Origin of the sequence: Priestia sp. 179-F W1.4 NHS (genome assembly GCF_045369295.1) — a bacterium.
GTDB lineage: Bacteria > Bacillota > Bacilli > Bacillales > Bacillaceae_H > Priestia > Priestia zanthoxyli.
Genome location: NZ_JBIQFF010000002.1, coordinates 257,143 through 279,882 on the forward strand (window position 1 = coordinate 257,143; position 22,740 = coordinate 279,882).

At 37.1% G+C, this 22,740-nt stretch carries 24 protein-coding genes; 7 read left to right on the forward strand and 17 right to left on the reverse strand.

Annotation, left to right across the window (positions count from 1 at the left end; translation table 11 throughout):
• Positions 1–189: 189 nt before the first annotated feature.
• From ACH0CI_RS11810 to ACH0CI_RS11835, 6 genes are all read right to left on the reverse strand, one after another.
• Complete coding sequence (locus ACH0CI_RS11810; RefSeq protein ID WP_406901486.1) at positions 190–1,644, reverse strand: LysM peptidoglycan-binding domain-containing protein; 1,455 nt, start codon at positions 1,642–1,644, stop codon at positions 190–192.
• A 208-nt stretch (positions 1,645–1,852) separates the two neighbouring features.
• Entirely contained in the window at positions 1,853–2,074 is a 222-nt protein-coding gene (locus tag ACH0CI_RS11815; protein WP_028413997.1) for a spore germination protein, read from the reverse strand.
• Positions 2,075–2,158: 84 nt separating this feature from the next.
• Positions 2,159–3,013 carry a DUF1206 domain-containing protein gene (locus tag ACH0CI_RS11820; protein WP_033578468.1) on the reverse strand — a complete coding sequence of 285 codons (855 nt, stop codon included), beginning with the start codon at positions 3,011–3,013 and terminating at the stop codon, positions 2,159–2,161.
• 35 nt (positions 3,014–3,048) lie between these two features.
• Positions 3,049–4,551, reverse strand: coding sequence for a cardiolipin synthase (cls, locus tag ACH0CI_RS11825; RefSeq protein WP_033578467.1), 1,503 nt, complete (start codon positions 4,549–4,551; stop codon positions 3,049–3,051).
• A gap of 260 nt (positions 4,552–4,811) precedes the next feature.
• On the reverse strand, positions 4,812–5,366 hold the full coding sequence (locus ACH0CI_RS11830) for a hypothetical protein (RefSeq protein ID WP_034266583.1): 555 nt from the start codon (positions 5,364–5,366) through the stop codon (positions 4,812–4,814).
• Positions 5,367–5,523: 157 nt separating this feature from the next.
• Positions 5,524–5,919 carry a ribosomal maturation YjgA family protein gene (locus ACH0CI_RS11835; protein WP_335708305.1) on the reverse strand — a complete coding sequence of 132 codons (396 nt, stop codon included), beginning with the start codon at positions 5,917–5,919 and terminating at the stop codon, positions 5,524–5,526.
• A gap of 219 nt (positions 5,920–6,138) precedes the next feature.
• On the opposite strand from ACH0CI_RS11835, the gene desA reads away from it, so the two are divergent.
• The 3 genes from desA to ACH0CI_RS11850 all read left to right on the forward strand — a co-directional run bounded on the left by desA (position 6,139) and on the right by ACH0CI_RS11850 (position 9,036).
• Complete coding sequence (gene desA / locus ACH0CI_RS11840; protein WP_028414002.1) at positions 6,139–7,182, forward strand: Delta(5) desaturase DesA; 1,044 nt, start codon at positions 6,139–6,141, stop codon at positions 7,180–7,182.
• A 112-nt stretch (positions 7,183–7,294) separates the two neighbouring features.
• Positions 7,295–8,437, forward strand: coding sequence for a sensor histidine kinase (locus tag ACH0CI_RS11845; protein WP_406901487.1), 1,143 nt, complete (start codon positions 7,295–7,297; stop codon positions 8,435–8,437).
• Positions 8,434–9,036, forward strand: a complete 603-nt coding sequence (locus tag ACH0CI_RS11850) for a response regulator transcription factor (RefSeq protein WP_013056197.1) — start codon at positions 8,434–8,436, stop codon at positions 9,034–9,036. The genes ACH0CI_RS11845 and ACH0CI_RS11850 overlap by 4 nt, the downstream gene beginning before the upstream one ends.
• A gap of 33 nt (positions 9,037–9,069) precedes the next feature.
• Here ACH0CI_RS11850 and ACH0CI_RS11855 read toward each other — a convergent pair whose 3' ends face one another.
• The 3 genes from ACH0CI_RS11855 to ACH0CI_RS11865 form a co-directional block, all read right to left on the reverse strand.
• Positions 9,070–9,594 (reverse strand): cupin domain-containing protein, encoded by a 525-nt coding sequence (locus ACH0CI_RS11855; RefSeq protein WP_028414004.1) that lies wholly within the window; start codon positions 9,592–9,594, stop codon positions 9,070–9,072.
• Positions 9,595–9,721: 127 nt separating this feature from the next.
• Positions 9,722–9,904 carry a hypothetical protein gene (locus ACH0CI_RS11860; RefSeq protein ID WP_047751346.1) on the reverse strand — a complete coding sequence of 61 codons (183 nt, stop codon included), beginning with the start codon at positions 9,902–9,904 and terminating at the stop codon, positions 9,722–9,724.
• A 29-nt stretch (positions 9,905–9,933) separates the two neighbouring features.
• The gene (locus ACH0CI_RS11865; protein WP_406901488.1) at positions 9,934–10,272 is read right to left on the reverse strand and encodes a hypothetical protein; all 339 of its coding nucleotides are present in this window, start codon (positions 10,270–10,272) and stop codon (positions 9,934–9,936) included.
• A 493-nt stretch (positions 10,273–10,765) separates the two neighbouring features.
• On the opposite strand from ACH0CI_RS11865, the gene ACH0CI_RS11870 reads away from it, so the two are divergent.
• The gene (locus tag ACH0CI_RS11870) at positions 10,766–11,317 is read left to right on the forward strand and encodes a TVP38/TMEM64 family protein (RefSeq protein ID WP_335708307.1); all 552 of its coding nucleotides are present in this window, start codon (positions 10,766–10,768) and stop codon (positions 11,315–11,317) included.
• Between the two features lie 88 nt (positions 11,318–11,405).
• On the forward strand, positions 11,406–11,705 hold the full coding sequence (locus ACH0CI_RS11875; RefSeq protein ID WP_028414008.1) for a hypothetical protein: 300 nt from the start codon (positions 11,406–11,408) through the stop codon (positions 11,703–11,705).
• A 29-nt stretch (positions 11,706–11,734) separates the two neighbouring features.
• Here the strand turns inward: ACH0CI_RS11875 and ACH0CI_RS11880 are convergent, their stop codons facing one another.
• From ACH0CI_RS11880 to ACH0CI_RS11895, 4 genes are all read right to left on the reverse strand, one after another.
• Positions 11,735–12,520 (reverse strand): ABC transporter ATP-binding protein, encoded by a 786-nt coding sequence (locus tag ACH0CI_RS11880; RefSeq protein WP_028414009.1) that lies wholly within the window; start codon positions 12,518–12,520, stop codon positions 11,735–11,737.
• A gap of 18 nt (positions 12,521–12,538) precedes the next feature.
• On the reverse strand, positions 12,539–13,519 hold the full coding sequence (locus ACH0CI_RS11885; protein ID WP_406901489.1) for a FecCD family ABC transporter permease: 981 nt from the start codon (positions 13,517–13,519) through the stop codon (positions 12,539–12,541).
• A complete protein-coding gene (locus tag ACH0CI_RS11890; RefSeq protein ID WP_406901491.1) occupies positions 13,516–14,523 on the reverse strand; it encodes a FecCD family ABC transporter permease in 1,008 nt (335 codons plus the stop codon). The genes ACH0CI_RS11885 and ACH0CI_RS11890 overlap by 4 nt, the downstream gene beginning before the upstream one ends.
• Before the next feature lie 90 nt (positions 14,524–14,613).
• Positions 14,614–15,564: an ABC transporter substrate-binding protein gene (locus ACH0CI_RS11895; RefSeq protein ID WP_028414012.1), complete on the reverse strand. Its 951-nt coding sequence runs from the start codon at positions 15,562–15,564 to the stop codon at positions 14,614–14,616.
• A gap of 259 nt (positions 15,565–15,823) precedes the next feature.
• On the opposite strand from ACH0CI_RS11895, the gene ACH0CI_RS11900 reads away from it, so the two are divergent.
• Both ACH0CI_RS11900 and ACH0CI_RS11905 read left to right on the forward strand, forming a co-directional pair.
• Positions 15,824–16,693, forward strand: a complete 870-nt coding sequence (locus ACH0CI_RS11900) for a permease (protein WP_033578462.1) — start codon at positions 15,824–15,826, stop codon at positions 16,691–16,693.
• A 16-nt stretch (positions 16,694–16,709) separates the two neighbouring features.
• Positions 16,710–17,546 carry a TIGR03943 family putative permease subunit gene (locus ACH0CI_RS11905; protein ID WP_028414014.1) on the forward strand — a complete coding sequence of 279 codons (837 nt, stop codon included), beginning with the start codon at positions 16,710–16,712 and terminating at the stop codon, positions 17,544–17,546.
• Between the two features lie 38 nt (positions 17,547–17,584).
• On the opposite strand, the gene ACH0CI_RS11910 is transcribed toward ACH0CI_RS11905, so the two are convergent.
• The 4 genes from ACH0CI_RS11910 to ACH0CI_RS11925 all read right to left on the reverse strand — a co-directional run bounded on the left by ACH0CI_RS11910 (position 17,585) and on the right by ACH0CI_RS11925 (position 22,728).
• Positions 17,585–20,353, reverse strand: coding sequence for a bifunctional diguanylate cyclase/phosphodiesterase (locus ACH0CI_RS11910; RefSeq protein ID WP_406901492.1), 2,769 nt, complete (start codon positions 20,351–20,353; stop codon positions 17,585–17,587).
• Positions 20,354–20,439: 86 nt separating this feature from the next.
• The gene (locus ACH0CI_RS11915) at positions 20,440–20,967 is read right to left on the reverse strand and encodes a GNAT family N-acetyltransferase (protein WP_406901493.1); all 528 of its coding nucleotides are present in this window, start codon (positions 20,965–20,967) and stop codon (positions 20,440–20,442) included.
• A 109-nt stretch (positions 20,968–21,076) separates the two neighbouring features.
• Positions 21,077–21,628: a hypothetical protein gene (locus tag ACH0CI_RS11920; RefSeq protein WP_013056190.1), complete on the reverse strand. Its 552-nt coding sequence runs from the start codon at positions 21,626–21,628 to the stop codon at positions 21,077–21,079.
• 338 nt (positions 21,629–21,966) lie between these two features.
• Positions 21,967–22,728, reverse strand: coding sequence for a serine hydrolase (locus tag ACH0CI_RS11925; RefSeq protein ID WP_406901494.1), 762 nt, complete (start codon positions 22,726–22,728; stop codon positions 21,967–21,969).
• Positions 22,729–22,740 lie beyond the last annotated feature (12 nt).

Sequence of the window (22,740 nt, forward strand, 5' to 3'; positions counted from 1 at the left end):
TCGTAAAGTCATTAAGCGTTTTCAACTAAAAAAAGGTTAAATAGGCTCATTTTGGAATATAGTTATAAATTAACTCAAGAAAAACAAATATTGTAAAATTTATCTTGTTTGTAAATAGATGTATGCGCTTCAATATGATGAAAATAAAAAACACACCTAGCTACATTAAGCATAAGGTGTGTTTTTTATTTAGAAGTTATATAACTCCCATATATCTGATGTTTCTGAACCAATATACCAAGCTGCCGCCCCGCCTAAATGATAGTCATTAATTAATTTAACCCGGCGCTGCATAGATGCTTTGTCTTCGAGCCATATTTGATGCTTCGTACCATTTTCGGTGTATTCTACATAGTACTGAGAGGCTTGGCTGTCCCATTTTTTAGTTAACTTTTTAGAAGAGATAATTGCTTCGGCTTCTTTCATCGTTAAGTCTTTTGTGACAACTTTTTTGGTCGATAGATCCGTTTTCCATTCTCGCGTATAAAAAGGAACTCCCAGCAGGATTTTGTGTGCAGGTACATCTTTCATAAGAAGTTCTGTTCCTTCTTTCACCCAAGGCAGCGAAGCCACAGACCCTGGAACCTGACTTCCTCCCCAGTGTTCTTCATAACCCATCATAATGACGTAATCTGCAACTTGACCAATCTGTTTTCGATCAAAGCTTCCTGACCAAAACGGATCATTATTCTCTCGTGTTACGTCTACTGAAACGGTCATACCATGAGGCTTTAACGCTGCTTTTAATTCTTTAATAAATAAAACAAAATCTTGTTTGTTTTTGATATTAATATTTTCAAAGTCAACGTTAATACCGTCACTGTTTGTTTTCACAAGCGAACTTTCGACTGACAATACAAGCTTTTGCCGCTTTGTTTTATTGCCTAGGACGTCACTTGTCAGCACATCATCGAAATTGTTACCGATGAGCGGCCAGACTTTTTTGCCGTTTTTGTGAGCTGTTTGAACATACGATGGATTTATAGAAGATGAAACAACTTTGTCACTCCGCGTTAACGTAAACCAGCGTGGTGAAACAACGTCTAAGTTCTTTTGTTTCATCGATTCTGCATAGCCTGCTGTTTTTTCATTAAAGCTCCAGCCCATAACTACTGGCTGATGCTTCTTTTGTGCTAAATCAGATTTTTTGATCCAGCCCTTTTTCCCTTCCAAAAGCTGTACTTGTACATAGTAATCAGGAATAATAAGCATTTGTCCAGGCTTAATATTTGTTGATGATAGCTGATTTAACTTTGTTAATTCAGTCGCTTTTACACCGTACTTTACAGAGATTTTCCAAAGCGTATCTCCTGATACTACTTTATGTAACAAGCCTTTTGGTGGTATTTTCAGCGTTTGCCCCGGAGTTAGCTCCGTCGTTTTTAGCTGATTTTGTTTTATTAGCTCGCTGACTGTTACACCATATTGTTTAGCTAGTAGCCATAGTGTATTTCCTGGCACTACTTTATGGGTGATAACTTGAGCTGCATCTCCCGCTTCAGATGAAATAGCAGGAAATTCTTCTCCTTTTTTCACTGTCTGAACAACCGAAGAATGTAAAGATGGAGAACGATACACATTTACATTATCACCTTTGACAGTGCCTACTGAAGAAGCAGCGTCTCCTTTACTTATTGGGGCCAATCCTCCACTGAAAAGACAGAGAATAAGTAGGCTCATACATATTTTCTTCATTTGATAATCTCGCCTCCCCACTTTTTGACATCACCTGTCTAGTTTACTACTCCTATAAGATAGAATCCTAGAGGTACATTGTGGTAAAGAAACGTCTGGGTATACGTCAAACTCAAATAAAAAAGCTTACCGTCCGATGACGATAAGCTTTCGTTTCTTATGCATTTCCCACTACATTTTGATCGTTAATATCCATATCAATTGTATTGGCGGTACTGGCACTGCTTGTAATATTCATAAAGTTTCCTGTGTTCCCGCTACCAGAACCGACTGTTGTAAAAGCTGTACTCTTTGGCTTAATAGCCAGACAATCACCAAACTCCACTGAAGATGAAACCAATACATTCGAGATATTTACGGCTCCTACTACCGATGGCATCTGCCTCTCCTCCTGTTCACTATCTATCTGCTATATGATATGAGCAGAAGGCTAAAAAGTAGCTTTTTCATCTTTTTAATTTTATTAAGGATCAATTCGTTTATACCTTGATTCTGCAAACATATATACTCCGTATGCCATAAGCCCGATTGATACGATAGCCAGCAGTACAGACCCAAAAGGACGCTGCGCTACTTCAGCAAGGGCTCCATCTAACCCTTTCGTTTCATCTGGATCAGCTTGAAGAGCCGTGCGAATAAGAAAGAAGCCAATAATCCCAAAGACGATACTTCGAGCAATAATACCCGCTTTTCCAATATGCCCGCTCCATCGCCACTCTTCTTTTGACATTTCGTTTTTCTTTAGTTTTTTTAGGAAGCGTCCTGAAAGAGCCCAATATACTTGTCCAATCCCAAAGATAATAACGCCGATACCTGTAAGCGCAATGATGGTTTGCCCAAAGGGATAAGATAACAGCTTGGCTGATACCGTTTGATAATGCTTACCTGACGTATGAACGTGAGCATGAAGCAAAATTTTTATCGAACTCACACAAAGACTAATATAAAACGTGGCTACAACTAAATAGCCTAAACGAGTAAAAGCGCCTTTTACACCATGCCCAACGTGGTGAGGGTCAAAAATAGCAGAAATGATTTGCCAAAACGCATATCCACTTAAACCTACTGCCAAAACGATTAAAATTAAAAATCCAAACGGCTGCTTTGCAATTGTGTGTAGGGCCCCTTGAGAAGTAACTAAATCGCCTTTTAATCCGAAAGCTGTCTGAATCGCTAATATACCGATGACAAAATAGACCACACCTTGAGCTACATGACCAAACCGTGAAAAACGCACGACAAACGGCTTAGTGCGTTCTTTTAAGCGATGTAACTTTCGACCAAACGTATCTTTTTTAACAAATGGAGATTCACCCATACGTTTCCTCCTGCTTTTTGAAAACAAACTTTATTTTATAAAACACCTGAAAATAAGCGAGCAAATGACTCTTTCGAACGTTCTACTAAGCTTCGCTTGTAAAATGCTACTGGTTTGATCAAATGACTGTCTTCCATATCTTCTTCGTAATTTTTAATGAGCGTTTGAATCGTCTCTCCCTCAATTAAAAATGCATTCACTTCAAAGTTCAGATGAAAACTTCTCATATCCATATTTGCGGTACCGACCGAAGCCATATCTCCGTCGATAATCACAATTTTTTGATGCAAAAATCCTTTTCTATACGAATATACTTCAATTCCACATCGAAGAAGTTCGGCAAAATATGATCTTGTTCCATATTGAGTCAGAAAGCCATCATTAATTTCCGGCACCATAATTCGTACTTCTACACCTTTTCTAGCCGCAATACGAAGAGCAGTTCTTATAGCTTCGTTTGGAACAAAATAGGGGGTAGAAATCCAAATTGACTTCGTCGCGCTTGTAATCATTGTATAATAATAGTCGCTCATATTTTCCTGCGTATCTGGCCCCGTCGCCACTACTTGAACGAACCCTTCTCCTTCAACACGATGAGGTTTTGTATACGCTTCATTATGAATTAAGCATTCTCCAGAAACGTATTCCCAGTCAAACATAAAAATTGAGTGCAGCGTTTGAACAGATTCACCTCTTAACATCAGGTGGGTATCTCGCCAAAAACCGATTTTTTTATTTTTCCCTAAGTACTCATCTCCTACATTTAGTCCCCCTACAAAACCTACTTCCCCATCAATTACAACTATTTTACGGTGGTTTCGAAAGTTAAATTTTTGATTAAAAAATCCATACTTAATAGGTAAGAAAGGATGCACTTTAACATTCGCTTTCTTCATTCGCTTAATATCTGAACCCGATAATGTAAAGCTTCCCATTGTATCAAACGTAAAGCGCACTTCTACACCTTCGCTTGCTTTTTTAATTAAAATATCAATGATTTCTTTTCCTAACGAATCTGAGTGAAACATGTAGTATTCCATATGAATAAAATGTTTGGCTGACTGCAAATGCTTTTTGATTTCGTTAAACGTTTCTTGCCCGTTCTTAAGGACGTAGGTTTTTGTATGAACATTCATCTTTGTCAAAGATACACATTGAAGATACTGAGCAAAGTAACGCTGATGAGATTGAAGCGTTGATAGATCAGGCGTCGTTTCTTTATCTGCCATCTTTCTAAGCATCTCTCGGTTATGCATACGCTTTTTTTTGAACATATGCCCCTTTAAATAGAGCTGTCCTGAATACAAATAAAAGAAAAAGCCTGCAACAGGGAAGAAAAAGAGGACATACATCCAAACCAACGTACTTTCAGGCGTTCGATTTTCAAGCATAAGTGAATACATACAAATGAAAATGATGACACCATATAATCCAACTAAGGCATACTTCCAATGAATATCAATAGAGGTAAAAAAGAAAGCATAAATTGAAAGTAAAATAATAAATAAAAAAATAAAGTCCAACCGGCGTTTTTTCATAAAAGCTCTCCTAAAAACAAACTGTATTGTATCACTTGCCTACCTTTCATATGAGGTAGTATATGGAATACACAGAATTCTTATCATGCATGCTACATAAAATGTACATATATTTGCACAAAAAGCAGTTTAGCCGCTTAAGCAACTAAACTGAACTACCTCAGACAAGCATCATTCATATACCTATACCCTGGATGGTAAAACAAAAAACCTCCTTACAGGGAGGTTTTTTCACTGGCTTTTCAAGCATCGATGCCTTTTTATGAGTTAGTATAACCAGACTCTTTTTCTTTTTTAGGCCAAACGAAATTAGAAAGAGATAATAAGAAATCAATTCCTACAATAACTGTCCAAACTTCCACTACATTTTGCAGCACGTTAGTTTTTCCATTTGGTACTATATACATCATCGCCGCTAAAAGAGCTGCCCCAATAGCGTAAGCAATAAGATGCTGTATCCATGATTTAAAATAATGCTTTGCATATTCTATTCCATAGCGCCTACGAGGTTTTTCTCCGCTTTTCATCACATAATATTGAAAGCGTTCGTCTGCCCATTGAATCATACTTTTTCCAAAAGCAATCGAAATTCCAATATACACGGCTGCAATAGCGTGAGCATAAGTCGCTGTAGCACCTCCGTAAAGGTCTATGCTCGTCACAATCAGAAGAAAAAAATCAACAACAGGTGTTAAAGCTAAAATAAAAAAACTGAGCTTTTGTTTTTTAAACATATACCTTGTTGCTAATCCTAAAATGATGACTATCCAAAAAGCGATTTCACATGCAATAATCATCCAGGCTATTAAATTCAAATAATCCCCTCTCTTCCTCTCGTTCAACGAATAGATAATAGGTTTTAAATAAAAAATTTTATGCATAAGTTTATTTTTATGTATATACATCCTGCTTCATAACCCTACGGCTTATTCCATCCTCAGCTGAGTTCTAAGATTCATTGAAACGTATTTGCTAGGCGGGTCTTTTAAATCGATATCTATAATACTCCCAGCTCATTCCTACCGCGACTCCAATCGAATAGGCTAGTATATCGCTCCATAAGAAGCCATACCCCAAAATGAGCCCTCCTAGCGCAGTCCTTCTTATGTCATCAATCCACGGAGCGTGATACAGCTGTGTAAATTCAATGAAGTAACAAAACCCTATAGCAAACATACCAATCATTTTTGTCTTCCATGTAGGAAACAAAAAACCCGCGCTGACAAAAATCATTAAGGCCCATAACGAATCTCCCGCATATATATTTATGATGTGAGGAAGATACGCAGTAAGTTTTCTTGATAAGAGGCCCGCTCCCATGACAACAATAGCTAGAAGCAGATATACCCATCTATTTCTTTTATTCATTTCAAACTCCTTTTTCTTAAATGCTCCGTAACAATAAGCCTTCACTGTATAATTTTATCAGAACCGCAAACTGTTAAATACCGCTTTTTTTCATTTTTTACAGCTTCCCCCTACGTATATATGACAAGTGTCATAGTTTCTATATGACACGTATGTCTTAAATAGTCAGAAAAATCCCTTTATACTGAGGATAATATACGGTGATGAAAGGAATTTCATATGACTATACAAAAACAAAAGAATTTACGAAAACAAGTTGCACCCTTTGAAAAAGCAGTAATGAAAGACAGCATAAGACAATTGATTAATACTTTTTTACCTTTTTTCACACTATGGTTTCTCGCTTATGAGAGCCTTTCAATTTCTTATTTTTTAGCATTTCCGCTAACTGTTATCGCAGCAGGGTTTTTAGTAAGAATATTCATTATTTTTCATGACTGTTGTCACTACTCTTTCTTTAAGAGTAGACAACACAATAAAATTCTCGGAACAATTACCGGTGTGTTAACGATGTTTCCTTACAGTCAATGGGGACATAGCCATGCCATTCACCATGCAACAAGCAGCAACTTAGATAAAAGAGGTACGGGTGACATTTGGGTGTTAACCGTAACGGAATATAAAGAAGCTTCTATTTGGAAAAAAATCGCTTACCGTATTTATCGCAACCCGTTCGTTATGTTCGGCGTGGGACCTATATATGTATTTTTGATTACAAACCGATTCAATCGAAAAAATGCGAAGAAAAAAGAGAGAATGAACACGTATCTTACAAATGTATTGATTGTTGCATTAGCAGCAGCGACCTGCTGGTTGGTAGGTTGGCAGGCGTTTGTATTAATTCAAGGACCGATTTTCTTCATTTCAGGTTCAATTGGAATTTGGCTGTTTTATGTACAGCATCAGTTTGAAGATTCTTATTTTGAAGAAGATGAGCACTGGGATTATGTAAAAGCAGCCGTTGAAGGAAGTTCATTTTACAAGCTTCCAAAACTTTTGCAATGGCTAACAGGCAATATCGGGTTTCACCACGTACATCATTTAAGCCCAAGAGTGCCCAACTATAAGCTTGAAGCTGTTCATCAACACACACAGCCTCTTCAAAATGTACCAACCATTACACTCGCAACAAGCCTTCGCTCTCTTCGATTCCGTTTATGGGATGAAGAAAACAAAATGTTTGTGAGCTTTAAAGAAATAAAAAAACGCTCAGCTGCACCAAAAGCAAGCAGAATTTCTTCTCAAACAAAAGCAGAACTTTAATAAAACAGTCAAGCTTTCAAAAGCTTGACTGTTTTATCTATTCGCCTAAACTTATTTCATTCTACTTTGTGGTAAACTAATAGTGTATTTTAACAAACAAATGAGGTTCTTTATGAAAAAATATACGTTTTTCCAAAAAATCACTGGGCTATCTCCTTACATATGGACGGTATTTGCCATTTTACCATTTTATTTTATCTTACAGTCTTCATCCATGAATCACATTATTCTTGGCTCTTTACTAACCATCTTATTTTTTATTTTCTATCGTTTTGCATTTGTTTCAACAGACAAGTCCGTTTACGTATGGACGGCTTTATTAATCGTCATTTCCTTAGCACTAACAACGATTTTTAATTATATTTACTTTGCCTTTTACTTCGCTTTTTTTATCGCTTATTTTATTGGAAATATCCAAAAACGGCTCGCTTTCTTCACTTTGTATGCTGTTCATTTGATCAGCACCGTTATTTCAGTAAACTTTAACGTTGTTATGCAAGAAGAGATCTTTTTAAAACAGCTGCCTTTCATTTTTGTAATTTCCATTAGTGTAATTGTACTGCCATTTAGCATTTATAACCGGAAGAAGCGAGACCGTCTGGAAGAACAGCTGGAAGATGCAAATAAACGTATTTCTGAGCTTGTAAAACAGGAAGAGCGCCAGCGTATAGCTCGCGACCTGCACGATACGCTAGGACAAAAGCTGTCTCTTATCGGTCTAAAAAGTGATTTAGCAAGAAAACTTATTGCAAAAGATCCTGAAAAAGCAAAATCTGAATTAAAAGATGTCCAGCAAACAGCGCGCACGGCTCTTAATGAAGTGAGAAAAATGGTTTCTCAAATGCGTGGAATTCGCCTTAGCGAAGAACTAAAACGCGTTCAAGAGCTTTTAGAAGCTGCCGAAATTACGTTTGTAGGAGAAAAGGATATTTCATTAGAGAATGTGTCTTTGCTAATTGAAAATATTCTGAGCATGTGCTTAAAAGAAGCCGTAACCAATGTGGTCAAACATAGTCAAGCCACCGTTTGCACGATTACTTTACATCAGTCTGCAAAAGAAGTAGGTATAACGGTAGCAGACAATGGAGTGGGTATTAATACGAAAAAAACCTGCTTGGAAGGAAACGGACTTTTAGGAATGAAAGAGCGGTTGGAGTTTGTAAACGGCCATCTTGATATCTCCAGTCAAGGGGGGACGATTATTCATATTACAGTTCCAAACATCGTCAAACATATTAAGGAGGAACAATTATGATTCGAATTGTCATTGCCGAAGATCAGCAAATGATGTTAGGAGCTTTAGGCTCTTTGTTAAATTTAGAAGATGACATGGAAGTTGTCGGAAAAGCTTCAAATGGGGAACAAGCGGTATCACTTGCTAAGCAGCACCAGCCAGACATATGCGTAATGGACATCGAGATGCCACTTAAAACTGGGCTTGAAGCTGCAGAGGAACTGAAAGATTTAAACTGCAAAGTCATCATTTTAACAACGTTCGCTCGCTCCGGCTATTTTCAAAGAGCTTTGAAAGCAGGCGTAAGTGGCTACTTGCTAAAAGATAGTCCAAGTGAAGAACTCGCAAATTCAATTCGAAGCGTGATGGCAGGCAGACGCCTCTATGCTCCAGAATTAGTGGATGACTTATATAGTGAATCTACCAGTCCTCTTACAGCTAGAGAGAAAGAAGTATTAGCTCTAGTAGCTGATGGAAAAAACACAAAAGAAATTGCTGACGAACTATCTATTAAGACCGGAACAGTGCGCAACTATATTTCTACCATTCTGGACAAACTCGAAGTAAAGAATCGCATTGAAGCCATTACTCGCTTTAAGGAAAAAGGATGGTTCAAATGAAAAAAGCATGCATCAAACCGAGATGCATGCTTTTTAATCATTTGGGAGTTTATCGTACCCTAATTTGTCGATGATCACGACATGCTCGGGGAATTCATCAAGCAGCTGCTGTTTTGTGAATAATTCAAAGTCACGGAAATCAAAGCCTGGTGCGACCATACACCCTACCAGGGAAAACGTATTCTCATTTGCGACAGAGGAACCGAAAATGGTATCTCTTGGAACTAAAAATTGAGGAACTTCTCCATTTTCTAAGTTTGTACCTAGTTTTACTTCTTGATAGGTTCCGTCGCGGTAGATAATATGAATGGTTAAAGAACTTCCCCCATGATAGTACCATAATTCATCTGATTGCAGCCGGTGGAAATGCGATACATCGTGAGACCTTAATAAAAAGTAAATACTCGTATATAGAAATCGTTTGTCATCAAACTGAGATGACACTTCTTTATCAGAAATTTCATCATTAGAACGATAGGTTTGTTTATAAAACCCTCCTTCTGGATGAGGCTGCAGCTCAAGCTTTGAAATCCAATATTCCCAATTATGTAAATCCATTACGTTCCTTCCCTTCCTTTTTTCTTTTATCATTAACTACATCATAGTAAATCATTCTTTCTAACACAACAAACGGCTTCATTATTCCATTAGGAAAATGAAGCCGCTTACCACCGATATCTTATCATTACATCCTACCCTTTCTGTTAGCACGGCTATATCTATACCTGCTAGAATGGCAGCGATGAAATAAATACGTCATATACAAATCTAACTGAAATCGATCTCCCTCAATGAAACATTGAAACGGCTGTTCTTTATCTTGATAAATTTCCGCAGATGAACGCTGCTTAAACGGGACAATATTCATCTCTTTTCCCCCTCAGACAGATGTGCTTTTTAGTGTAAATGCTGATGACAAACGTAATATTTTTTGATAAAAGTGAGGGCTGCCTGTGCATCTTGAATGCCAAGCTTTTTACAAACGCCCGCTAACATGAGCAGTTTGTACATAACCAGCTTTTGATTATTGGTTGCCAGTACGTAATAAACAATCGTATTAGCAACTGCCCGCGGTAATCTTATTTTTTTCAACTCATATAACGCAGCAGACGAAGACATGCCTGCTTCGTTTAAAATTTGCTCGGTTGTGTACGTCTCCAAATAGCGAGCAAGCTTTCTTTCTTTATTGTTAAATATACCTTTAGAATCGTTCATTATACCTTTAGAATCGTTCATTTTCTCTCCCTCTGTTATTTTAATAATCCATTAAACGCTGCATTAATTAGCCATAATGCGATAGCTCCCCCTGATAAATAAGTGCTGAGATAGAATATTAGCTCCATATACCTCCCTCCCATTTCTATCTTACCCCTTCATTTCTCTAGCTGCAGTGATATTCATCACAGTAAAAAGTGTATTGTAGAGCTGCCGAATAGCTCCGCAAAAGAGCTCGTGAGAAAGGTCTCACGAGCTGCTTAGTTAGCATTTTTATTTTCGGATAATGCGTTTAAAAATCATAATAATTAATAATACAACCACAATAACAAGCAAAAATTTCAACATGAGTTGTCCATCCCTTCAAATCAGTAAATCGTCTTTCGTTAGTAAGTAGTTACCCTGTTTCGTTTTTTATAAACTGCTGACTGCTTATTTCATGCCAAAAATTATATAATAGTAGAAAATGAGCTTAAATTAGCCCTACATATAAAACATAAACGGGAGTATAACCATGACTGACTATCTTCAAACATTTCTGCTTGAACATTTAGAAGCAGCAGAGCTTATCAGTGTTCTCTTGAACATCCTTATTAGCATTACGGGCGTATTTCCAAGCGCGCCCCTTACGTTCGTAAACGTAAAATTATTTGGTTTTTGGAATGGATTTTTACTTTCTTTTATTGGAGAAGTTTTAGGTGTAGCTCTCTCTTTTTGGCTGTACCGAAAAGGTTTCCGTACACTTGTTCATACCAAAACACCTTCTCACTCCAAGTGGCTAAAGCTGCTGCGCGTACAAGGGAAAGAGATTTTTATATTCATTCTTTCTTTGCGATTACTTCCCTTTGTTCCATCAGGCCTCATTACATTCTTCAGTGCTGTAGGAAAAGGCTCCTTTGCGGTATTCATTTCTGCTAGCGCACTTGGAAAAATTCCAGCGCTTTTTATTGAAGTTTATTCGATTTATCATATTTCACAAGGATCTATGCAAGGAAAAATCATCTTAGTGGTTTTATCCATTATTTCACTTTTTTATATAAGTGAAAAATGGAAGAAAAAAGCTTAACAGACTATAAAAAGGGAAGACTATCTAAAAATAAGTAAAAACATTATCCTATGTAACTGTAATAAGATAACGTATTGGAGATGGTCCATTGATTTTCCTGTTGGTTTCTGCAAGTATTATTGTTCCTATTATCATGCTTTTTTTCTCACTAAAGTGGAAAGGAGCAGAACTAGTTTTTAATACGCTAGCCCTTCTTTCAGCGCTAGTATTTGGAAATATAGCCGCTGCTTCTATCTATCGTATCTTAAAAAATCATACTGTTTTTATGACGAGCATTCATGCAATCTTTTTAAATTCAGCTTTTTTATTAACCGGTGCATACCTTGGAATCTATGTATTGTATAAACTGTTAGCTCTGACCTTAAATGTAAAACAGCGTACTATGTGAAAATAGTACGCTGTTTTTTTAAGTGCAGTTTATTTTATGATTCCAGTTGGTATACATAGAGGTGAACCATCAACCGGATTTTGAATGATAGTTGATGATAAATTAAACACATCCCTTATCATTTCTTCTGTAAATACTTGAGCAGGAGAACCTTCTTTGTAAATCTGACCGTTTGAAATACTGATTAAATGATCTGCATAGCGAGCTGCTTGGTTTAAATCGTGCAAGACCATCACAATTGTACAATTTCTCTTTTGGTTTAAGAAACGAAGAAGTTCAAGCACTTCAATCTGATGAGCTAAATCTAAATATGTGGTAGGCTCGTCCAAAAGCAGAAGCTCCGTACCCTGTGCTAATGCCATTGCAATCCAGGCCCTTTGACGCTGTCCTCCAGAGAGCGCATCCAGTGTGCGATGACTTAAATTAGACAGTTTAGTTGCCTGTAAAGCCTCCTCTACAATTTGATGATCTTCAGCAGAATAGCGAGCAAATAAGCCTTTATGAGGGTGACGACCATAATAGCATAGCTCTTTTACTGTTAAATCTTCAGGAGCTTCAGGAGCTTGAGGCAAAATAGCCAGTTTTTTTGCTACTTCTTTTGATGAATGTTGATGAATATCTTTTCCGTTTAAATAAATATTTCCTTCTGTCGGCTTTAATAAACGCGCCAATGAACGAAGGATTGTTGATTTTCCGCAGCCATTTGATCCAATGATTATGCTTATCTTTCCTTCTGGAATGTGAAGGTCAATATCGCGAATAACTGAAGTTGAATCATATGATAGCGAAAGTTTTTCCGCAGTTAACTTTGTCATTACTCTTCCTCCTTTCTCCTATTTTTTCTGTTCACGCCGCAGTAAATATAGAAAATAAGGGGCACCAATAACGGATGTTACGATTCCAGCGGGAATCTCAATGGGCGGCACAACCCCTCTTCCGAGACTGTCAGCAATTATCAGGAATAAAGCACCTACTGCTGCTGAAACTGGTAACAAGAATTTCGAACGACTTCCTACTAACCTCCTGCCAATATGAGGAGCAATTAAACCAATAAAACCAATTGACCCAACCACAGCTACAGATAACCCTGTCAATATCACAGCCATACTCAATAGTGTATAACGAACGTACTTTGTTCGCTCTCCTAGGCCAACTGCAATCTCATCTCCTAAGTTTAAAATATCGAGCTTAGATGCAAATATAATAATAAAAGGAACAAGTACGACGCAAGGAATTAACATCAAAAGCTCACTCCAGCCTCTTCCCCATAAACTTCCTGTAAGCCAAAGAAGAGTTGTATTCACGTCATCTGGAAACTTAATCATAAAATACTGAATTCCAGCCTGGCAAATAGCTCCTAAAGCTACACCCACTAAAGCCAGCGTATGAGTTTTAGCTCCTTGAGAATAGGAAAACACCATGAGTATAACGGCGATGACCGATGCTCCTAAAAAAGCTGAAAGCGGCAGCAGAAGCATAGAAGCAGCTGGAAATACAATTAAGATAAAAACGGCGAATAGCCCTGCTCCTTTTGTTACACCGATAACATCAGGAGAAGCAAGCGGGTTTTTTAATATCCCTTGCAAAATAGCTCCTGCTACCGCTAAAGCCGCACCGACCACAATAGCAATGAGGGTACGTGGAATGCGATAATTTGTTAAAATAAAGGAACTACCTTGGGAACTACCTACTATTTGCTGAAAGATTTCTGCAGGGGAAATATAAACGGCTCCTACTCCTAAGCTAATTACAACCGTGATGATTAAACATAGCAATAAGATACTTAATATTTGATAAGGGTGTTTTCTTTTCATTGCTTAATATTCCTCCCTTTTCTAGCAAGATATAAAAAGAAAGGAGCTCCGATAAGAGCTGTTACAATCCCTACTGGCGACTCAAAAGGATAGGCAATGAAACGAGAAAGCACATCGGCATAGACAAGCAAAATGGCTCCTAATAGAGCTGAAAATGGCAGGATTCGCTGGTAGTCTCCTCCTACTAATTTTCTAGCTATGTGAGGTACAATGAGACCTACGAACCCAATTGGCCCCGCAACGGCAACAGATGCACCTGCAAGCATAATGACTAGTATACCTGCAAAAAAGCGAATCCATTTTACCTTTTCGCCTAAACCCGTTGCCATATTCTCTCCTAACACTAGAATCGATATAGAACGAGATGATACAAAAGCTAGAAGAAGACCTAGAAATGACCAAGGTAACAAAATTTTTACATGAGTCCAGTCTTTCCCGTTAATAGAACCTACAAGCCAATACAAAACGTCCGTAGCTTGTTCATTTAACACAATCACTCCTTGAGTAAGCGACGATAAAAATAAATGCACGGCCATTCCGGCAAGTGCTAGTTTCACATGAGTTGTCTTTCCGCCCGATGCGAACAAATAAACCGTTATTCCTCCTAAAGCTGCTCCTAAAAAGGCAATATAAACAGTTGATTGAGAGGTAAAATCAGGAAATAGAATAAAAGCTATTACAATCGCTAATGAAGCACCTGCATTTACCCCAAACACTTGGGGTGAAGCAAGCAAATTTCGTGTAATAGCTTGCATCAATGCTCCAGCAGCTGCCAAGCTGGCTCCAATAAGAGCTGCCAGCACGGCTCTTGGCAACCTGAGCGTCTGTACGATCGTTGTCTGCTTAGAGTCATCAGGAGCAAAAATTGCTTTAATTACTTCTGTAAAACTAACTGCAGAGGATCCCACAGCGACATGTAAAATCATTCCGATGATTAACAAGCAAACACTAGCTACCAACACAATGTATTTATTTATTTTTTGCTTTTGGACAAGATTTGTCATTTCCAACACACTTTCTACAGTTTTCTTTTCTAAACAAATAGAAGCAAGAATAGAATAACTATTCTCGCCTCTTTGTCAGATTCCGTTATATTACTGCTGCTTATTGTTTAGTAACTTAACCGTATCTTTTCCAATTGCCTCAGCTGAAATTACCCCTCGGAATCTTGTCCATAAATCACGGTCTACTACAAACACTTTATCATTTTTAACAGCTTTTAAATTTTCCCAAAGAGGATTTGTTTTCCATTCATCCGTTACAAGTTTGCCTTCATTATTTGCTAGGATTAAAATATCTGGATTAATGTCTGACAACTGTTCTAAATTCATTTCAGCATATGCTTCTTTGTTCTGCACAGCGTTCTTCAACCCTAGCTTTTCAAGAAACTCTCCGTCATAAGAAGAAGACGTATGCGCTTGGAAAGAAGTATCTCTGACAACTGCTGGTAAGACTGTCTGACCACTTTCTTCTTTTAACTCATTTTTTAATTTCGAAATCGTTTCTTCATGCTCATTTAATCGCTGCTCTGCTTTTTTTTCTTTTCCTACTGCTTTTGCAATTGTTTTAAATGAGTCTATATTTTCTTCATATGTAGATTCACGACTTTTTAATTCGATTGTAGGTGCAATTTTGTTTAATTCTTTATAAATTGCTTTATGACGCTGCACATCGGCGATGATTAAGTCCGGCTGCAGGGAACTAATTACTTCTAAATTCGGCTGTTGACGTGTTCCTACTGAAGTATAGTCAATCTTTCCACCTACAAGTTTTTTAATCATATCTTTTTTGTTGTCGTCTGCAATCCCTATTGGCTTCATTCCTAAACCTTGCAGAGCATCCACAAAGGATAGTTCAAGAACAACTACTTTTTTAGGATTTTTAGGAACTTTCGTTTTTCCAAGCTCATGCTGAACAGACACCTTTTGGTTATTATCTGAATTTTCTTTTGAAGAATTTTGATTTGACCCGCATCCTGCTAGAACAAATAAAATAGCAACAATAGTAGCTATACTGAGAAGTCTAATCTTTTTAACTTGCTTCATTTTAATGCTTCCTCCTATGTATATACTCTTGATGACGCTGATAATCATTATCATCAATGTTATCTGTTAATTCAAGATGAGTCAATAGTTTTCTCATAATACGGGACATATTTTGAATAAATAACAAAAAAATCCTTTCACTTCTTTTTGAAAAAGCTTTATTCCCTTCCCTTTTTACGATACACTATGTATAAGTTGACCAAATACAACTTTATTGCACTAATACATTTTAGATAAACTTAATTTTGGAGTGAAAATAATGAATTCGTCTCTATTACAAATGAATACTATATTTATTAGTATTCTTATTGAAGCTCTTCCTTTTGTATTATTAGGCGTGATCATTTCAGGAATTATTCAAATTTTTGTAACGGATGAAATGATGGCTCGAGTTATTCCTCAAAATAAAATAGGTGCTGTCATATTAGCTAGTGTGATTGGAGCTCTTTTTCCAGCCTGTGAATGTGGAATTGTTCCTATTACTAGGCGCTTAATGGCAAAAGGGGTTCCCCTTTATGCTGCCATTCCTTTTATGTTAACAGGCCCTATTATTAATCCTGTTGTTTTATTTTCTACCTTTGTAGCTTTCGGAAATGATTGGAAAATAGTATTTTATCGGGCAGGAGTAGCTTTTATTGTTTCCTTACTTGTAGGTCTTATTTTAAGTGTTCAATTCAAAGCACCTCAGACAAAACGTGAGGTTCATTTGCATACTTCCCCCAAGAAAATGAGTGAGAAAGTTTCACAATCGATTCGTCATACTATTGATGAGTTTTTTTCTGTTGGGAAATTTTTAATTATTGGCGGATTAATTGCAGCCGGCATGCAAACGTTCGTGAAGACCTCTACTTTACTTTCATTGGGACAAGGAAATGTTTCATCAAATGCGGTAATGATGGGACTTGCCTATGTATTATCGCTTTGTTCCTCTGCAGATGCGTTTATCGCTTCCTCGTTTCGCAGTACGTTTACAGATAGTGCTATTGTTTCATTCTTGGTATTCGGTCCAATGTTTGATATCAAGAATACGCTGATGATGCTAAGCCAGTTTAAGACTAAATTTGTCTTTACGCTTTTGGCGTATGTCTTCATTTTAGTACTTATTGTTTCGATTTTAATTGTTCATTAGTAAGGAGGGATTTGGCATGATTCGTATTTTAATTTTAATAGGGTTTACATTCATCTTCATGCACCTTCATGCAACTGGGGATATCTCAAAATATATCAATATGAAATATTCCTGGATTTCATTTTGCACCATCTTTGTCCTTTGGTTCTTGACCATTGCAGAATTAATCTTTTACATGATAGGCCCTAAAAAACATGATGATGATTGTAGCTGTGGATGCGTCCATAATCAGCAAGATGGCAAATGGAAACGAAGAGTATGGTACCCAATTTATATTTTACCTGTACTCACGGTCTTATTTTTACCTGTCGCAACCCTTGATTCTAATATTGTTGAAGCTAAAGGGTTTCATTTTCCTATTTATGACAAAAAGGATCCTTATTCTTCTCATCAATTTTTACAGCCTGACACAAGTTCTTTTTACGGAGAAGAAGCCTATGACAAAATGATTCATCGTGATCTTAAAAAGTTTTCTAAAGGAGAAAATATCAACTTAGAAGACGAGGAATTTTTAAATGCAATGGAGACTATTTACCGATATCCTGGTGAATTCACTGACAAAACCATTTCTTTTAAAGGATTTATGTATCAAACGAAAGAATTAAAAAAGAATCAATATTTTCTCTTTCGCTTTGGTATCATTCATTGTATTGCAGATTCAGGGGTGTTTGGAATGCTTATTGAGTTTCCAGATGATGTTACTTTTAAAAATGATGACTGGGCAACGGTTACAGGAAAAATTAGTACAATGTATTACCAGCCGTTCAAAAAAACCATCCCTGTTGTGAAAGTAACAAAAGTAAAGCGTGAGCAGTCTCCAAAAGACCCTTATGTATATCGAAATAACCAATAATAAAAAGCCGTTCTTATTTAGAAGAACGGCTTTTTACATTAATGAACAAATTCCATTTTTTCTTCGATTTTATGAAATTTCTCATAAAATTCCTGCGCTGAAATCGGTTTGGAGAAATAGTATCCCTGCACTTCATCACATTTTTCTTTATGAAGAAGTTCTACTTGTTCAACTTCTTCTACACCTTCTGCTACGACGGATAGCTGCAAACTTTTGGCTAGTGTAATAATGGCTCTGACAATCGATACTTCCGTTGTATTAGGATCTAAATCTTTAATAAAAGACCGGTCAATTTTCAGGGTATGAATAGGCAGCTTCTGAATATAGCTGAATGAGGAATATCCTGAGCCAAAATCATCAATCGAAATAAATACTCCTGCATCTTTTAAAATTTGTAGCTTTTCGATTGTTTGCTCAACATGCTTCATCGTTACACTTTCCGTAATTTCAAGTTCTAAATATCGTGATTCTAACTCTACTTCACGCAAGACATCTAACACATAATCAACAAAATCAGTTATACCAAAATCCACGCTTGATATGTTCACACTCATTTTTAAGGGAGGAAGTCCTTTCAGCTGCCAATACTTATTTTGATGGCACGCTTTTTTTAATACCCATTTCGTCAATGTAACAATAACGCCTGTTTCTTCAGCAATCGGAATAAATTCTGCGGGAGAAATAACGCCCATCTCGGCGTGAGTCCACCGGATCAAAGCCTCCACTCCAACAATATGGCCACTTTGAATATTGACTTTCGGCTGATAGTGAAGCTCCATTTCGCCCAGCTCAAAAGCCTTTCGTAAACCATCTTCAATTCTCATTCGTCGCGTAGTATGAACCTGCATTTCTTTTTGATAAAACAGATAATGATTACGCCCTTGTTTTTTGACTTCGTACATCGCTAAATCAGCATGGCGAACTAGCACCTCAAGCGTTTTTCCATCTTTAGGAAATAAACTAACTCCGATGCTTACCCCTAAATAAACATCTCTCGATAGCACTACAAAAGGAGTGGATAAGCAGTCATTTAATGATTGACAGATTTTTCTCACTTCTTCATCCGTCCTATCATGCAGTAAAACTAAAAACTCATCTCCTCCAAAACGCGAAAGCACATCTTGGTTTCTTAGGCAGCTCTTTATTCGATCGACCACCTGAAGCATAAGCTGATCTCCAGCATGATGACCAAGCGTGTCATTTACCTGTTTAAAACGATCGAGGTCTAAAAATAAGAAATGAAGCTTTTTTCCTGAAGCAGCTGCTGAATCAATGGATTTCTCTACAATGTTTGAAAACATACTTCGATTTGGTAAATCTGTTAGCATATCGTGAAAAGCCATATATTGAAGCGATTCTTGAGCTTTTTTCTGCTCCGTTACATCTCTAGTTACTGTCTGAAAAAGCGTCTCTCCATTAATTTGAATGAGCGTAGATTTTACTTCTAAAAAGAGTTCCTTACCTAACGCATTAAACATTTTCAACTGAGCTAATGGAGGTCTTGGCTCATCTTTTCTATCTCTTACTGCCTTCAATCCTTTTTTAATATCAGGAACTTGTTCAGATGAAAAGAAATCATATAACGATTTCCCAACGAGCTGGTCTTCCGTTACTCCTAAAAGCTGAATCATAGCATCATTCACGGACACGACCTCTTCTTCTCGATGGACCATAATTGCCAATGGAGAGGAGTAAAACAAGTTTTCATAACGATTTTTTGCTTCAATCAACGTTTTTTCCGCTTCACGCTCTTGCGTCATATTGCGTATATACAGCATATACTCAACCGTCTCTTCAATCGCTACCGCCATCACCGTTATCTCAACCGTAACTTCTCTATTACTTATCAAAAGGGAGTGCTCAGTCCGTCCGTCTTGTAGAGAAGAAAATTTATAGAAGGGCAGCAGCTTAACAACATCACTCCCGATTACATCTGATGCTTTAAGAGAGAAAAGCGTTTCTGCTGCATAATTGAGCGATAAAACATGTCTTTTTTCATCAATCACCAAAATAGCATCCAGGGCAGATTCAAAAAAAGCCCATTTTAAAACTTCTTGTTTTTGTACGCGTCGATCCATAAAAATGGTTAAAAACACAGCCGTAAATAGGCAGACAACAAAAAAAATAATAACGGCGGATAAATATAGTGGATTTAAAGCAAAACCGTTTGATTGTTCAGGCATTCGCATTCCTGAAAAAGAAGCTGCCTGCATGCCCGTATAGTGCATACCAGCAATAGCAATGCCCATAATAGTAGAACAAATAAGCTTAGCAAAAACGGTAAGCTTCCCTTCATTTAGCTTTGAGTAAAAACCAAGCCACAAAGCTGTATTAGAAGCAGCAACAGCAATAAGAATAGAGAGAAAAACGACAAATGGATCATATGAAATCATAATGGGCTGCATTGCCATCATGCCGGAATAATGCATAAAAACAATTCCAGCTCCCATAAAGCTCCCCGCAATGGTGAGTGCCTTCATACTTTTCTTTTGTTTGTGAATGAGGTAAAGGCCTATATAACATCCTGTTATCGCTCCCAAGATTGAGAGAAGAACAAACCATAAATTGTATGAAACATCTACGGGCAAGTGAAAAGCAAGCATGGCGATAAAATGCATGGACCAAATGCCTACTCCCAATGTAAATGCCCCGCTGATTAGCCAAAACTGAATAAATTTTGCCCGGGAAATTTTCACACGATTAGCTAACCCAAAAGAAGCGTACGCCGCAGTAATAGCGATAAGGAAAGAGAGTGTAACGAGTAATTCATTGTACGTTCCTTCTAGTAAATGTGTATGATGATTCATTCATGACCTTCCTTCAATTCGTTCTTTTCTTTGTTATCGGTTAAGGCCCCAAAATATTTACTATTTCAAAAGAACTTCTGTTTGATTTACTTCCTGCCTTTTGAACATCCTGACAATATCGTGCTCACTTTTTCCTTGTTGACGGTGTATAAACACGTACAGTTATCTGACTCATACTCCTCTTCTAGTTGAAACGAGAATTTTTTTAAAAGCGTAATTGAATCTTTATTATTAGGATCAACTTTTGCTTCAATCTCCTTTATATGAAACTCTTCAAAAGCTTTTTTTAGCAAAAGGCAGAGCGCTTCTGTCATGAGGCCTTTTTTCCAAAAAGGTCTGCCTAAATCATACCCTATCTCTGCTTGCTTTTTATCATAATCAATACGGTTTAGACCGCAGGTTCCAATGATTTCATCGGAAGTCTTTAATCGAATAGCATAGCGTATTGCTTTTCCTTCTTTCGTCAAACTTTGAAGAAGTGCAATCATGCTTTCCGCTTGATAAAGCGTCGTAAAGGGCTCAATATTCATATATCTCGTAACCTCTTCATCCGACCAATATGCAAAAACTTTAGAAGCATCTTTTTCTTGAAGAGGAGATAAATATACCCTCATCTATGTTCTCCCTCCTTTTGATGAATGATGGAGCAAGACATTTTCATCTGCGCCTCTTTCACATCTTAAAAAATCTCACATGGTGCACGGAACATGTGAGATTTGACATTTAACTATTTTTTGATTGTGCATCGCGCAGCTGCGTATATAAACGATTAATTGCTACAGTCATTGACTGTTCATAGGAATGATGATCATAATAAACCGCTATATTTTTTAACATTTCATATGTTTGATGATCAAGCTGCACCTCAAGCGTAATTTTTTCGTCAATTGTTGCTGTTTGCAAATGATGAGGCAAGTCCTCTTTTGTAGACACTTGCTCTGCAATATGAATTGCTTCTTCTACTGTTTCAATTCGGCCGTACTGATGCACCCATCTTCTGCCCATTTCAATCGTATCTTTTACAAACTGACGATTGGTAATGGTATCTTTAATATTAAATTGATGATCCGCCACATATACAGATTGATACAAGATTACACTGATCACTTCGTCTTTTAAATTTAATTTTCTCAGCTCATCAATTAAATCCGCTATATATTTAGGTAAAGGACTAAATGTCCCTCGCACTTCCTTAATTAAATCCATGGCAATGGATTCAGTTGAATTGCGTTTAAATGCTTTTATAATATCTATCATTACATGTTCGTTTGCCATACATACACCACCATTTATGAATCGAATAATTTCATGCTCCTTGCTAATTGGCATAGACATTCACTATTCGTTTAAAATATATACTATTATTCTATTATATAAAAAATATGAATAAGTTGGTATAGGATGAATGATTTATCATTATTTTTTCATAAAATTTTATGAAAAAGAACATGTTTATCTATTACTAGCACAAATCCAGCACTGCAAACAACGGTCTCGCCAAAATCTGAGAAGACAAGCATTTATTATTAGTACATGTCAGTTTTTCTTTGATGGAAGACATTAAATAAAAAGAGACCAAACTACCCCCGCTTATTGAAATGGTGAAAAGATTTTTAGATGTTAGATGACAGAAGGTATCCAATATCAGTAATCAATCTTCTTCCCTGTTCATTGTCACTTAGTCCATCTATCAAAACAACGGCATAATACGTTTCGTTACCTCGCATGAGAATAGCACTATCATGTTCTGCTCCCTGTAGTTCTCCAGTCTTATTCGCAGCTTGAAACGCTGATCCTATACGTGCTGGAAGCTTATGCCGAAACTGCTGCATTTCTAGCATTCTCATTATTTTTTCGCAACTAGATTTTCGCAAAAAGTTTCCTACATATATTTCCTTTAGGCACTTTACTACGTCAGAGGCACACGTATAATTATCAATCCCTTGTTTAACAGCTGTTTCGTCCATCATATAGCGGTTTAAAACGGTTTTCTTTAATCCTAGATTTTTAGCACATTCGTTAATTTTTTCAAATCCTACTAAAGAAATGAGCTCATTTGTAGCTGTGTTGTCAGAAACCATTATCATAAGGGTAAGCAGCTCTTCCACTTTAATATGTGTTAACCGCGGAAGAGCTCTAAGTACACCTGCTCCGCCAACCGTATTTTTTTCCATTCTTTGAATGACAGATGTTAAAGCCAAGATGCCCTCATCAATTTGACGAAACGCTTCTATTGCAAGCAGCAGCTTGATTGTACTTGCTGCTCGTTGTTGGATAAAAGAATTAATCTGTATGGATTCTTTCCCTTCAATATGAATCCGTATAAGTCCATTATTCCTCCGTTTCCATTTCGTAACTGCATCTTCTATTTTCATCCTTGCTTTTTC

Excerpts from the sequence above, each read along its gene's own strand:
- ACH0CI_RS11815 (WP_028413997.1), bottom strand. The coding sequence starts at position 2,074 with ATGCCATCGGTAGTAGGAGCCGTAAATATCTCGAATGTATTGGTTTCA.
- ACH0CI_RS11820 (WP_033578468.1), bottom strand. The coding sequence starts at position 3,013 with ATGGGTGAATCTCCATTTGTTAAAAAAGATACGTTTGGTCGAAAGTTA.
- cls (WP_033578467.1), bottom strand. The coding sequence starts at position 4,551 with ATGAAAAAACGCCGGTTGGACTTTATTTTTTTATTTATTATTTTACTT.
- ACH0CI_RS11835 (WP_335708305.1), bottom strand. The coding sequence starts at position 5,919 with ATGAATAAAAGAAATAGATGGGTATATCTGCTTCTAGCTATTGTTGTC.
- desA (WP_028414002.1), top strand. The coding sequence starts at position 6,139 with ATGACTATACAAAAACAAAAGAATTTACGAAAACAAGTTGCACCCTTT.
- ACH0CI_RS11845 (WP_406901487.1), top strand. The coding sequence starts at position 7,295 with ATGAAAAAATATACGTTTTTCCAAAAAATCACTGGGCTATCTCCTTAC.
- ACH0CI_RS11850 (WP_013056197.1), top strand. The coding sequence starts at position 8,434 with ATGATTCGAATTGTCATTGCCGAAGATCAGCAAATGATGTTAGGAGCT.
- ACH0CI_RS11855 (WP_028414004.1), bottom strand. The coding sequence starts at position 9,594 with ATGGATTTACATAATTGGGAATATTGGATTTCAAAGCTTGAGCTGCAG.
- ACH0CI_RS11860 (WP_047751346.1), bottom strand. The coding sequence starts at position 9,904 with ATGAATATTGTCCCGTTTAAGCAGCGTTCATCTGCGGAAATTTATCAA.
- ACH0CI_RS11865 (WP_406901488.1), bottom strand. The coding sequence starts at position 10,272 with ATGAACGATTCTAAAGGTATAATGAACGATTCTAAAGGTATATTTAAC.
- ACH0CI_RS11870 (WP_335708307.1), top strand. The coding sequence starts at position 10,766 with ATGACTGACTATCTTCAAACATTTCTGCTTGAACATTTAGAAGCAGCA.
- ACH0CI_RS11880 (WP_028414009.1), bottom strand. The coding sequence starts at position 12,520 with ATGACAAAGTTAACTGCGGAAAAACTTTCGCTATCATATGATTCAACT.
- ACH0CI_RS11885 (WP_406901489.1), bottom strand. The coding sequence starts at position 13,519 with ATGAAAAGAAAACACCCTTATCAAATATTAAGTATCTTATTGCTATGT.
- ACH0CI_RS11890 (WP_406901491.1), bottom strand. The coding sequence starts at position 14,523 with ATGACAAATCTTGTCCAAAAGCAAAAAATAAATAAATACATTGTGTTG.
- ACH0CI_RS11895 (WP_028414012.1), bottom strand. The coding sequence starts at position 15,564 with ATGAAGCAAGTTAAAAAGATTAGACTTCTCAGTATAGCTACTATTGTT.
- ACH0CI_RS11900 (WP_033578462.1), top strand. The coding sequence starts at position 15,824 with ATGAATTCGTCTCTATTACAAATGAATACTATATTTATTAGTATTCTT.
- ACH0CI_RS11905 (WP_028414014.1), top strand. The coding sequence starts at position 16,710 with ATGATTCGTATTTTAATTTTAATAGGGTTTACATTCATCTTCATGCAC.
- ACH0CI_RS11910 (WP_406901492.1), bottom strand. The coding sequence starts at position 20,353 with ATGAATCATCATACACATTTACTAGAAGGAACGTACAATGAATTACTC.
- ACH0CI_RS11915 (WP_406901493.1), bottom strand. The coding sequence starts at position 20,967 with ATGAGGGTATATTTATCTCCTCTTCAAGAAAAAGATGCTTCTAAAGTT.
- ACH0CI_RS11920 (WP_013056190.1), bottom strand. The coding sequence starts at position 21,628 with ATGGCAAACGAACATGTAATGATAGATATTATAAAAGCATTTAAACGC.
- ACH0CI_RS11925 (WP_406901494.1), bottom strand. The coding sequence starts at position 22,728 with ATGAAAATAGAAGATGCAGTTACGAAATGGAAACGGAGGAATAATGGA.